This window comes from Nesterenkonia halotolerans, from assembly GCF_014874065.1.
Classification (GTDB): domain Bacteria; phylum Actinomycetota; class Actinomycetes; order Actinomycetales; family Micrococcaceae; genus Nesterenkonia; species Nesterenkonia halotolerans.
Genome location: NZ_JADBEE010000001.1, coordinates 1,688,473 through 1,700,841, shown reverse-complemented (window position 1 = coordinate 1,700,841; position 12,369 = coordinate 1,688,473). Strand labels below are relative to the sequence as shown.

Annotated in this window: 10 protein-coding genes and 1 tRNA gene; 8 read left to right on the top strand and 3 right to left on the bottom strand. The window is 65.7% G+C overall.

Translation table 11 applies throughout. From position 1 onward, the window contains the following. Positions 1-262: 262 nt before the first annotated feature. Positions 263-335, bottom strand: a tRNA-Lys gene (locus H4W26_RS07745). A 127-nt stretch (positions 336-462) separates the two neighbouring features. Here H4W26_RS07745 and H4W26_RS07740 point away from each other — a divergent pair. From H4W26_RS07740 to H4W26_RS07705, 8 genes are all read left to right on the top strand, one after another. Next, positions 463-1,092, top strand: coding sequence for a hypothetical protein (locus H4W26_RS07740; RefSeq protein WP_192591502.1), 630 nt, complete (start codon positions 463-465; stop codon positions 1,090-1,092). Between the two features lie 163 nt (positions 1,093-1,255). Next, positions 1,256-2,461: a hypothetical protein gene (locus H4W26_RS07735; RefSeq protein ID WP_192591501.1), complete on the top strand. Its 1,206-nt coding sequence runs from the start codon at positions 1,256-1,258 to the stop codon at positions 2,459-2,461. Positions 2,462-2,492: 31 nt separating this feature from the next. Next, entirely contained in the window at positions 2,493-3,860 is a 1,368-nt protein-coding gene (locus H4W26_RS07730) for an MFS transporter (protein ID WP_318779804.1), read from the top strand. Between the two features lie 144 nt (positions 3,861-4,004). Then, a complete protein-coding gene (locus H4W26_RS07725) occupies positions 4,005-5,102 on the top strand; it encodes a BMP family lipoprotein (protein WP_192591499.1) in 1,098 nt (365 codons plus the stop codon). A 32-nt stretch (positions 5,103-5,134) separates the two neighbouring features. Then, the gene (locus tag H4W26_RS07720) at positions 5,135-6,724 is read left to right on the top strand and encodes an ABC transporter ATP-binding protein (protein ID WP_192591498.1); all 1,590 of its coding nucleotides are present in this window, start codon (positions 5,135-5,137) and stop codon (positions 6,722-6,724) included. Continuing rightward, the gene (locus H4W26_RS07715; protein ID WP_192591497.1) at positions 6,721-8,079 is read left to right on the top strand and encodes an ABC transporter permease; all 1,359 of its coding nucleotides are present in this window, start codon (positions 6,721-6,723) and stop codon (positions 8,077-8,079) included. The genes H4W26_RS07720 and H4W26_RS07715 overlap by 4 nt, the downstream gene beginning before the upstream one ends. Then, positions 8,076-9,374, top strand: a complete 1,299-nt coding sequence (locus tag H4W26_RS07710) for an ABC transporter permease (RefSeq protein WP_192591496.1) — start codon at positions 8,076-8,078, stop codon at positions 9,372-9,374. The genes H4W26_RS07715 and H4W26_RS07710 overlap by 4 nt, the downstream gene beginning before the upstream one ends. 9 nt (positions 9,375-9,383) lie before the next feature. Then, on the top strand, positions 9,384-10,226 hold the full coding sequence (locus H4W26_RS07705) for an NAD-dependent epimerase/dehydratase family protein (protein WP_192591495.1): 843 nt from the start codon (positions 9,384-9,386) through the stop codon (positions 10,224-10,226). Positions 10,227-10,367: 141 nt separating this feature from the next. Here H4W26_RS07705 and H4W26_RS07700 read toward each other — a convergent pair whose 3' ends face one another. Together H4W26_RS07700 and H4W26_RS07695 are read right to left on the bottom strand one after the other, a co-directional pair. Continuing rightward, entirely contained in the window at positions 10,368-12,041 is a 1,674-nt protein-coding gene (locus H4W26_RS07700) for a sodium:solute symporter family protein (RefSeq protein WP_192591494.1), read from the bottom strand. Next, positions 12,038-12,364, bottom strand: coding sequence for a DUF4212 domain-containing protein (locus H4W26_RS07695; protein WP_192591493.1), 327 nt, complete (start codon positions 12,362-12,364; stop codon positions 12,038-12,040). The genes H4W26_RS07700 and H4W26_RS07695 overlap by 4 nt, the downstream gene beginning before the upstream one ends. Positions 12,365-12,369: the final 5 nt, after the last annotated feature.

The window sequence follows — 12,369 nt, the reverse complement described above, 5'->3', positions numbered from 1 at the left end:
CACCTGTGCAGGTCCATGAGGAGAGGGGGTGTGCCGGGCTGGGAACGCCTCACGGCGCGTGGCCGCTCGAAGCGGCTCGAGAATGGAGCCCGGGGGTTACCGCAGCCCGGCACATCTCCAGTGTGCTCCTTGTTCGGGGGCAAGGTCAACTGCACCCTGAGCGCCTCTGGGGACCCCGTCATCTCCCGGTGGGAATGAGTGATGCCCAGGTCAACGCCGGAGCGCTGACCCGGGCATCACTGTCTTCCTGGACGGAGGCCGGTGGGCCCTGCGGGACTCGAACCCGCGACCAGCGGATTAAAAGTCCGATGCTCTACCAACTGAGCTAAAGGCCCCTTCAGAAGCCCTGAAGACGTGCCCTATGGTATCGCCGCCGCGGCCTGCGGCATAATGACGGACACCATGCGAGCACGGCGATGATGCCGATGACGGACCGAAGCGAATCTCTTCTAGGAGGACGCGATGAGCAGCCAGCCTCGCCACCGCAGGCCCAGGTATACCGAACCAGCAGCATTCGATCAGCGGGAGGGCGGGGCTGACCCTGCCATCATCTCCCAGGCGGCCCATGACACCGCGCACGCCCTGGTGTTCCACGGTCGGGACTCCGATGACCCCGAGGTGACCGAGCGCTTCATCCGGCTGGCCGAGACCGAAGGCATCGAGGCGATCGCTGAGCTCTGGTCCGATTCACCCGCGCACTCGCTGGCCGGCGGTCTCTGGAGGATCTACGCGATCCGTGCCGCCGTGAACAAGGACCCACAGCGGATGAGCGAGTACTACACCCTGGGAAAGACCGACTCCGCGCCGCACGCCATCGCCGGCGTGGCAGAGCCGCCCACGGCCCAGGAGATGGACCGCCTGGCTGACCTGGTGCTGGCCGGGATGTATCGCGGCGACATCGATTCAGCGTTCGACCGGGCGGGAGCGTTCTGCCGAGTCGTCGCGCGCGGCCAGGCTCTCTGGGCCGGCGGCTCCGAGAGACACAGTCCCGAGGCCGCCCGCCGCCTCACCGAACGGGCGAATCAGCTGCTGCGCACGGCAGAAGAGCTGGAGAGCGCGGCCCGCGGCTCCCGGGCCGGCACCCTCGACTGAATCAATCCCCGTCAATAGGCGGAATCAGGCTGATCTGGCAGTACTGTTTCATCTCAGGGGCGCGTGTCATGCAGACTCGCGCCTCCGCGACCAGGCCACGGGGGGTTTGGCGTGTTGGAGACGGTCATGAGTCAGCTCGTGCTGGCAGCAATGGGGGCATCACATGTCAGATCAGCGACCCGACTACGGTCAGCAGGGGTATGGCCAGCAGGGATATGGCCAGCAGGGCTACGGCCAGCAGGGCCCGGGCGGGCCAGGCGGATATCCCAGCGGAGGCAGCGACCCGATGTACCCGCAGGGCCCGGGCGGTCCCAGCAAAGGTGGTGGGATGAGCAAAGGGGTGCTCTGGGCGCTGATCGGGGTCGGTGTGATCGTGGTGATCGCCGTCGTGTCTCTCATCGTCCTGCTGCTGCGAGGCGACGAGGCCGCGGCAGACGATGACGCCGCATCGTCTGAGGATTCTGCAGCATCCGAGCAGGCGGCCCCGGCTGCCGAAAGCCCTCAGGCTGCGGTGGAGGCCTACTTCACCGCGCTGGCAGACGGCGACGCCGAGGCGGCGCGGACGCTGCTCTACGAGGTCACGGATGACAGCTTCATGACTGACGACGTGCTGGCCGCATCCTTGGAGCTGGCCCCCATCACCGAGCTCGAGGTCACCGAGCCCGGCGCGGCCGAGGAGGCCGCATATTCCCAAGAGGTTCAGGTGAGCTACACCCTCGGCGACGCCGGCGTGACGAAGCGGGTCTACACGTACCAGAACCCGGACACCGACGCATGGGAGGTGGACGCCTCCGCCGAACTGATGGCCCCAGATCTGGGCGACCTCGCGACCACTGTGAACGGACAGCCCCTCGAGTCCCAGGAGGCCACCGTGTTCCTGGGGCTGATGTATGAGCTTGCCATCGACGACGAGAACTTCACGTTCGACGGCGACGGTGTGCTCGAAGTGACTGAGAGCTACACGAGCGCCAGCACCCTCGAGGTTGCGCTCACAGAAGAGGCCACCGAGACGTGGCGCGAGCTCATCCTCGCCGACGTCGAGGAATGCGTGGCCTCCAAGGAGATGGAGGCTGGCTGTGGCTTGGACATGCCCCAGGATGTCTCTGGTGCCACCGTCGTGGAGGGAAGCATCTCTCGTTCCCTCACCACCGAGACCGAGCAGGCGCTGCAGCGGCTCACCCCGGTGCCCAGCTACACGACCCCCACGCTGGTGGAGGCCGAATACTTCAGCGGTCAGGTCGACGTCGAGTATGAAGCCGAGCAGGGAGGAGTGACCAGCCTCTACGAGCTCTACTTCGGTGAGCCCGGCACACTCGGGACCCCGCTGGTCGATATGACGGCGGATGAGCTCGAGGTCATCTGGGAGTAGTGGCCCGGGCCGGGTGGCTTACACTCTCCTCGTGCACCAGAACACCTCGACGCCTCCGACGGCGCTGCCCACGGGAGAATCGGTCCTGCAGAATCTGCCCTGGCGGTGGAACACGCAGGGTCGGATCTTCATCGTCGGCGGGCTCGGGTTCATGTTCGACGCCTGGGACGTCTCGCTTAACGGGATTCTGATCCCGCTGCTCTCCGAGGAGTGGAACCTCACCTCCTCGGATGCAGCCTGGATCGGCACCGCAAACCTCATCGGCATGGCCGTCGGGGCGGTCCTCTGGGGCACCATCGCGGACCGGATCGGTCGCAAGAAGGCGTTCGCATGGACTCTTCTGATCTTCTCGGTGTTCACGCTGGCGGGGGTGCTGACCGGCAGCCTCGAATGGTTCGTGCTGTTCCGCTTCCTGGCGGGCGTCGGACTCGGCGGCTGCATCCCGGTGGACTACGCCCTGGTGGGCGAGTTCACCCCAGCCAGACATCGCGGGCGCGTGCTGACCGCGATGGACGGCTGGTGGCCGCTGGGAGCCGCGCTCGCGGGCTTCGTCTCGGCCTGGCTCATCGGCACCTGGGGAGACTGGCGGCTGCCGCTGCTGGCCATGATCCTGCCCGCGCTTCTGGTCTTCGCCGTGCGGCTCTTCGTCCCCGAGTCCCCGATGTACCTGATGCGGCAGGGCCAGATGGACGAGGCCCGCAAGGTCATCGACTCCATGGTCACCCGCACCGGCGCGCCGGTGCGCCACTACACGCTGGCGCCCACCCAGGCGCCGCCGAAACTGAGCTTCAGCGCCATCGGCGAGCAGCTCAAGCTGGTCTGGGCCCATAGCTGGCGAGTCACCACCGTCTCCTGGGTGCTCTTCCTCGCGATCATGACCGTCTACTACATCGCCATCCAGTGGATGCCCACGCTGCTGATCGAAGCCGGCTATGAGCAGGACCAGGCCTTCATCCGTACAGCGGGGATGGCCGCCGTCGGACTTCTCGGCGTGGTGATCTCCACGGTCCTGGTCGAGCTCACCGGGCGCAGAGCCCTGCTCGCCGTCTCCGCGCCCGTCGCCACAGCGATGCTGGTGGTGCTCGGATTCTCGATGCACCTGCCCACCGCGGTGCTGCTGCTCCTGCTCGGTTTCGGCATGGTGATCCAGATCAGCATCCCGGTCCTCTACACCTACGTGTCAGAGCTCTATCCCACCGAGGTCCGCGGCTCGGGATTCGGCTGGGCCTCGACCGTCTCTCGGATCGGAGCGGGGCTGGGCCCGCTGGTCTTCATCGCCTGGATGGAACCGACCTTCGGACTCGCCGGAGCCTTCGGGATCTGCCTCTTCGGCGTGATCGCAGCGGTGCTGCTGATGCTGAAACTCGCCCCCGACACGACCTCCAAGCAGCTCGACTGAACTGTGAAGCCCGTCATCGCGGCGGTGAACATCCCAGAAACATCGGTGCAATGTTTGGCGTGAGAATCTGTCGTACTATTGCCTGCATCACTCGTTTCACGGCACCCTCCTGGGTGCCGTTCTTGCACCATGAGGAGCATCCCCATGAAGAGGTCCTTCAAGACCAGCGGCGCGTTCGCCGTCACCGCAGCCGCCGCACTCGTTCTGTCGTCCTGCGGCGAAGCACCCGAGGAAGAGTCGGACAACGGCGAGGCCGCGGCCTCCGAGGAGACTGACTACAAGGCCTGTGTGGTCTCCGATGAAGGTGGCTGGGACGATCGTTCCTTCAACCAGTCAGCCTATGAGGGTCTGCAGATGGCCATCGATGAGATGAACATCCAGCACGCCGAGGCTCAGTCCACTGCCGAATCCGAATACGCACCCAACGTCGACACCATGGTCCAGCAGGACTGCGACGTCGTCTTCGGCGTCGGCTTCCTGCTCGAAGAGGGCCTGCGCCTCGCGGCTGAGAGCAACGAGGACACCAACTTCGCGCTGATCGACTCTTACTTCAATGAGGAAGAGCTCGAGGGTGAGCTGGAGAACGGCAAGCCGCTGGTGTTCAACACCGGTGAGGCCGCCTACCTTGCAGGCTACGTCGCCGCCGCCACGACCGAGACCGGAACTGTCGGCACCTGGGGCGGTATCCAGATCCCCTCAGTGACCGTGTTCATGGACGGCTTTGCCGATGGTGTGACTCGATACAACGACGACAACGACGGCGACGTCGAGCTCGTCGGCTGGGACAAGGAAGAGCAGTCGGGCACCTTCTCCGGCGACTTCAGCGATCAGACCCAGGGCGGCGAGGTCACCGAACAGCTGCTCAGCCAGGGCGCGGACATCGTCATGCCCGTGGCCGGCAACGCGGGCGTCGGGGCAGGACCAGTTCTGGAAGACGCCGATGCCAAGATGATCTGGGTCGACTCCGATGGCTACGAGTCCACTGACTTCCCGGACATCATGCTGACCTCGGTGATGAAGGAGATCGGCCAGTCGGTGTACGCCACCATCGAAGAGGGCGTCGCCGGAGAGTTCACCAGCGAGCCCTATGTCGGCACCCTGGAGAACGAGGGCGTCGGCCTGGCACCCTTCCACGATTTCGAGGACGAGGTGCCCTCCGAGGTGCAGGACGCGATCGAGCAGCTCCGCCAGGAGATCATCGATGGCGAGACCGTCATCGAGTCCGAGAACGCCCCTTCCTGACCCACGCTTAGCTGATTGGTGACACCGCAGAGATGAAGCTTGAGCTGAGAGGGGTCACTAAGCGGTTCGGCTCCTTCACCGCCAACGACCGGATATCGCTCACCGTCGAGCCGGGAGAGATCCACGCGCTCCTCGGCGAGAACGGGGCCGGCAAGTCAACCCTGATGAACACCATCTACGGGCTCTACGCCCCGGATGACGGTGAGATTCGGCTGGATGATGAGCCGGTCAGCTTCAACGGACCCGGAGACGCAGTGGCCGCCGGGATCGGCATGGTGCACCAGCACTTCATGCTGATCCCGGTGTTCACCGTCACCGAGTCCGTGGCGCTGGGCTACGAGCCCACCCGCGCCGGCGGCATCATGGATATGAAGCAGGCACGCGAGAAGGTGCTGGAGATCTCCGGGCGCTTCGGCTTCGACGTGGATCCTGATGCTCGCATCGAGGACCTCCCCGTCGGTGCCCAGCAGCGCGTGGAGATCATCAAGGCGCTTTCTCGTGACGCACGGGTGCTCATCCTCGATGAGCCCACCGCCGTGCTGACCCCGCAGGAGACCGACGAACTGATCAGCATCATGGGCCAGCTACGGGACTCCGGCACCTCCATCGTCTTCATCACGCACAAGCTGCGTGAGGTGCGTGCCGTGGCGGATCGCATCACCGTGATTCGACGCGGCGCTGTGGTGGGGGAGACCACCCCCGAGTCCACGGAGACCGAGCTTGCGGGACTGATGGTGGGCCGCGAGGTCAACCTCACGACCGCCAAAGAGCCCGGAGTACCGGGTGAGGTCGGTTTCGCGGTCCAGGGTCTGACCGTGCTCAGCCCGATGGACAAGGTCGTGGTCGACAATGTCGACCTGGAGGTGCGACGCGGGGAGATCCTCGTGATCGCCGGCGTCGACGGCAACGGCCAGAGCGAACTCGCCCAGGCCATCCTCGGCATCCGCGAACCAGTCGCGGGCCGGATCCTGCTCGATGATCAGGACCTGGCGCCGCTCAGCGTCAAGCAGCGCCTGGCCGCAGGACTGGGCTTCGTGCCCGAGGATCGCAGCACCGACGGCGTGATCGGGGCCTTCACCGTCACCGAGAACTATGTGCTGGACACCTATGACACGGCTCCCTACGCCGGAGGCCCAGGCAACGTCGCCCTTCGCCTGCCAGTGATGCGCAAGGCCGCGCAGACCCAGGCGGAACGCTTCGACGTACGCATGGGCAGCGTGGACGACCCGATCTCCACGCTCTCCGGCGGCAACCAGCAGAAGGTCGTTCTGGCCCGGGAGATGAGCCGCGACCTTCGCCTGTTCGTGGCCAGCCAGCCCACCCGAGGGCTCGACGTCGGCTCCATCGAATTCGTGCACCGCACAGTCATCGAGGAGCGGGACAAGGGCACTCCCTGTGTGATCGTCTCCACCGAGCTCGACGAGGCGCTGAACCTCGCCGACCGGATCGCGGTGATGTACCGCGGCCGCATCGTGGGAATCGTCCCGGCGACCACCAGCCGAGACGTGCTGGGCCTGATGATGGCCGGAGTCCCCCTCGAAGAGGCCAAACAGCAGGCCGCCACCCACCACACCACGCTGTCCGAGGCCGATGAGATGGCCGAAGCAGAGGAGAACAAGTGACCGATTCAGGGTCCCAGCCGGGGACTTCCCCTGCCCAGACGTCGAAGCAGGAGGGTCCGTGGGCCGAGGCCGAGGGACGGCTCTCACGTGCCCTTCGTGACCTGGGCCAGACCTCCTGGCTGGTGACGGTGCTCTCCGTCGTCGTTGCCCTGGTGGTCGGAGCCGTGCTGATCCTCGGCGCGAACGAGCAGGTCCAGGGGAGTCTGAGCTACTTCTTCGCTCAGCCCACCGACTTCCTCGAGACCTCCTTCCAGGTGCTTCGTGAGGCGTACTCATCGCTGTTCCGCGGCGCCGTCTTCGACTGGCAGGCACCCTCGGTGGAGCGAGCCTTCCGTCCGCTGACCGAGACGATGGTCTACTCCGTGCCGCTGATCCTGGCGGGCCTGGGCATCGCCATCGGCTTCCGCTCGGGGATGCTGAACATCGGCGGCCAGGGACAGATCATCCTCGGCGCGACCTCCGCCGGCTTCCTCGGCTACGCCCTCTCCCTTCCGGTCGGGCTCCATGTGCTCCTGGCAGTCGCCGGAGGCATCATCGGTGGTGCGATCTGGGGCGGCATCGCAGGCGTGCTCAAGGCGCGCACCGGGGCGAACGAGGTGATCGTGACGATCATGCTCAACAACATCGCCATCTACCTGCTGGCCTGGCTGCTGAAGCAGGAATGGTTCAAGCAGACGGGTTCCAATCAGCCCCTCTCGAGCTCGGTGGACGATTCGGCTCAGCTCTTCTCCCTCCTGGGCCCCGGTTTTCGGCTCCACGCGGGGTTCCTCATCGCGATCCTGGCCACCGTCTTCGTCTGGTGGCTGCTGGAGCGTTCCACCATCGGGTTCGAATTCCGTGCCATCGGGGAGAACCCTGAGGCGGCACGCACGGCCGGCATCAACGTCACCAAGGCCACAGCTCTGGTCCTGATCGTCGCCGGCGGGCTCGCCGGGCTCGGCGGGGCCGCTCATGTGCTGGGCACCGAATACCGAGTGGCCGGCGGAATCGCGGGCACTCTCGGCTTCGATGCGATCACGGTGGCCCTGCTCGGACGCTCCAAGCCGCTGGGGACCTTCCTGGCAGGCCTGCTGCTGGGAGGTCTGCGCGCCGGCGGCGTGCTGATGCAGGCCCAGACCGGCACCCCGATCGACATCGTCCTGGTGCTCCAGGCAGTGATCGTGCTGATGATCGCGGCCCCGCCGCTGGTGCGCACCATCTTCTTCCTGCCCCGCGCTGACGGGCGACCACGGTTGAAGAAGAACCGTCGCCGGGCACAGGGCGCCGACGCCGAGGACTCCGCCCCGCGCGAGTCCGCCCTCGCCACGGCCGATTCCGGCTCAGCTCCGACTACGACACAGGAGGCGGACAAGTGAGCCAGACCGTCGAGACCAACGCCGTCACGGCACAGACGTCCGAGGACGCTTCCACCGGAGTGCGCCCCATCTCCTGGAAGTACCCCATCACCTATGCGGTCCTCGCGGTGCTGGCGCTGATCTTCGCGCTGACCAATCCAGCGGGGGCTCGCACGCACTTCAGGTTCGCCTCAGCCGGGGACTTCTTCGAGATCCCGATCATCGAGCTGCCCTCCCGCCCCGCAGGATGGGTGCTGGCAGTGGTCCTGCTCGCCCTCGCTGCGTTCGCCTTCCGGCAGGCTGCCCGGCGAGCGCGCACCGGGCTCTGGCTGCCGCTTCTCTTCGGAGTCCTCTTCGTGCTCGCCTTCCTGGTCTGGGCAGGTGCGGACCGCGGCGCGGTCATCCCCCTGGTCACCATGCTCACCGGTGCTCTCGCGCTCTCGGTGCCGCTGATCTTCGGGGCCATGTGCGGACTCGTGGGTGAACGCTCCGGCGTCATCAACATCGCCATCGAAGCCCAGCTGCTGGCCGGCGCCTTCCTGGCCGCCGTCGCCGCCTCGGTCTTCACCAATGCCTACATGGGCCTGCTGTTCTCGCCGCTGGCAGGTGCCATGGTCGGTGCAGTGCTGGTCTTCTTCTCGGTGAGATACCAGGTCAACCAGATCATCGTCGGCGTGGTGCTCAACGTCCTCGTCATCGGTCTGACCGGGTTCTTGTTCTCCACTGCGCTCTCCGACAACGCCGCGCTGTGGAACACCCGCCAGCAGCTCCCCGACCTGCCGATTCCGCTGCTCTCGCAGATCCCAGTGATCGGTCCCGTGCTCTTCGACCAGACGATCCTGGTCTACCTGATGTACATCCTGGTCGCGGTGCTCAACGTCTTCCTCTTCCGTTCCCGCTGGGGACTGCGCACGCGCGCGGTGGGCGAGCACCCCAAGGCGGCAGACACGGTGGGCATCAAGGTCAACCGGATGCGCGTCTACAACGTCATCCTCGCCGGTGGCATCGCCGGACTCGGCGGTTCCTTCTTCACCATCGGCCAGGGCCTGGCCTTCGGCAAGGAGATGTCCGCTGGAGCGGGGTTCATCGCCCTCGCGGCCATGATCCTCGGCCGCTGGAATCCCATCGGGGCTGTGCTCGCCGCCCTGCTGTTCGGGTTCTCCACCTCGCTGGGCAATGTGCTGGCAGCCATCGGCACCCCGGTACCCTCCGAGGCGCTGCTGATGCTGCCCTACGTGATCACGATCTTCGCCGTGGCAGGATTCGTGGGACGGATCAGACCTCCAGCCGCGAACGGCACGCCCTATGTGAAGTAACGTGGCGGCATGAGAATTGCAGTCACAGGATCAACAGGCAAGCTCGGCTCTGTCGTCGCCCGAGAACTCCGCGCGGCAGGACACGAGGTTCTCGGTCTCGACGTGGCGGGTGTCCGCGGACCGGGGTTCGTGAAGCTGGACCTGACCGACTACGGACAGGTGATCGATGCCCTCGGGGGAGTCGGTGATCAGCACGACGGCGTGGACGCCGTGGTGCACCTGGCAGCGGTGCCCGCCCCCGGGATCCGTCCGGATGCCGCCACCTTCCACAACAACATGACCGCGAGCTTCAACGTCTTCTGGGCTGCGATTCGGCTGGGCATCGAGCGCATCGTCTACGCCTCCAGCGAGACTGTGCTCGGCCTGCCCTTCGACACTCCCCCTCCCTATATTCCGGTCGACGAGGAGTATCCGGCACGCCCCGAGTCCACCTACTCGCTGGTGAAGCACCTCGAGGAGACCATGGCCATCGAGCTGGTCCGCTGGAACCCGCAGCTCTCGATCACCGCGCTGCGCTTCTCCAACGTCATGAACCCGGAAGACTATGCAGAGTTCCCAGCCTTCGACGCCGATGCGATGGCGCGCAAGTGGAACCTGTGGGGCTACATCGATGCCCGCGATGGTGCCCAGGCCATCGAGCGTGCGCTGCAGGTGGCAGGTCCCGGCTTCGAGCGCTACATCATCGCCGCCGCCGACACCGTCATGTCTCGCCCCAACCCAGAACTCGTCGCGGAGGTCTTCCCGGACGTGCCGCTGAAGGGTGACCTCGGCACGAACGAGACGCTGCTCTCCATCGAGAAGGCCCGGCGGAAACTCGGCTACTCACCGCAGCACTCCTGGCGCGAGGCCTGAGCACCAGCCTTCAGGGCACCTTCTCGGCCCACGCGCAGACACAGGGATAGGCATAGGCGCAGAGACAGGCGGCCCCCGCTCCATCACTGGAGCGCGGGCCGCCTGTCTGTCGGAGAACCGGCTGAGTCAGCCGATCCGGTCTCAGGACCGCACGGCAGCTCGTGTCTGCGGGTAGCGGATCTCTTCGACCATCTCCTGGACCACCTGGCTCGGTGGGGCGGTCAGCTTGGAGACCACCACGGTGACGATGAAGTTCACCGCAGCACCCACAGCGCCGATCCCTTCGGGGGAGACGTTGAGGATGTGATCGTTCGCGCCGGTGCCGAAGACCTCCAGCGTGTAGATCATGTAGGTCGCGGTGAACACCAGACCGCTGAGCATGCCTGCCGTCGCTCCGGGGCCGTTCGCCTTCTTCCAGAAGATGCCCAGTATCAGGATCGGGAAGAAGGTGGATGCGGCGAGTCCGAAGGCGAAAGCGACCACCTGAGCCACGAAGGCCGGCGGGTTGATGCCGGCCCAGATGGCCACCAGGATCGCCACTGCCATGGCGATGCGCCCGACGAGCATCTGCTCCTTGTCGGAGGCCCCGGTCTTCTTGATGACCCGGAAGTACAGGTCATGGGAAGCGGCCGAGGAGATGACCAGCAACAGGCCGGCCGCGGTGGACATGGCTGCCGCCATGCCGCCTGCAGCCATCAGGCCGACGATCGGGGCGGGGAGGCCGCCGATCTCGGGGGAAGCGAGGACCAGGATGTCGTTGTTGACGATCAGGTCTGCACCGGAGGTTGCGATGTTGGAGACCGACTGGATCGTCTCCGCATCCTGGTTGACCGTCACCAGCCCTGTGGCTCCCCAGGTGTTGATCCAGTCCGGAAGGGTGTCGGGGCTCTGCCCCTGGACGCCCTGGAGCAGGTTCAGCTTGGTGAAGGCGCCCACTGCGGGAGCCGTGAGGTAGAGCAGCGAGATGAAGAACAGCGCCCAGAACGCCGAGTAGCGAGCGCCGCGGACCGTCTTGGTCGTGTAGAAGCGGATGATCACGTGCGGTAGGCCGGCCGTGCCGAGCATCAGCGACAGCGTCACCAGGAAGACGTCGACCTGACCGCCGGCGCGCCCTGCGAAGGCCTCCGTGAAGGCGGCCAGTCCGAACTCCGCACTGAGTGCGTCCAGCTCAGCGAGAATCTGCCCGTAGGAGATCTGCGGAATCGGAATGCCGGTGGTCTGGTAGGCCACGGCGAACGCGGGGATCAGGTAGGCGATGATGAGCACGGTGTACTGCGCCACCTGGGTGTAGGTGATGCCCTTCATGCCGCCGAGCACTGCATAGAAGAAGATGACGACGGCGACCAGCACGACGCCCCACTCGATGGACAGGCCCAGGAAGCGGCTGAAGACGATGCCGCCACCGGCCATCTGGCCGACGACGTAGGTGAAGGAGACGACGATCGCGCAGATCGCGGCGACCAGGCGCACCGACTCCGAATAGCGATCCCCGACGAACTCGGGCACCGTGAACTTGCCCCATTTGCGCAGGTAGGGGGCCAGCAGCAGTGCAAGCAGAACGTAGCCGCCGGTCCAGCCCATGAGGTAGACCGAGCCGTCCGATCCGAGGAACGCGATCAGCCCGGCCATGCCGATGAAGCTCGCAGCACTCATCCAGTCGGCGGCGATGGCCGCGCCGTTGGCGAGCGTGGGCACGCCCTGAGAGGCGACGTAGAACTCCTTGGTCTCCTTCACCCGGGAGCGCCACGCGATGATGATGTAGATCCCGAAGGTCAGGATGATGAAGAAGAAGGTCCAGAACTGGGTCTCAGTCACTTGTAGCCTCCCTCGTCATTGCGCTCGGCCACGCCGAACTCATCATCGATCTTGTCCATCCACAGCGCGTAGACGAGGATCAGGATCAGGAACGTGTAGACGGACCCCTGCTGCGCGAACCAGAGCCCGAGCGGGAAGCCGAGGATCACGATGTTGTTCAGCGGCTCGATCAGCAGGATGCCGAAACCGAACGAGACCGTGAACCAGACGGCCAGGAGCACGAGCATCAGCCGCAGGTTCTTCTTCCAATAGCGCTGCCGCCAGCTGATGTCCTCCGCTTCAGGCGGTACGCCGGAGTTTCCCTCATGTGCCACATCGGACATGGGAG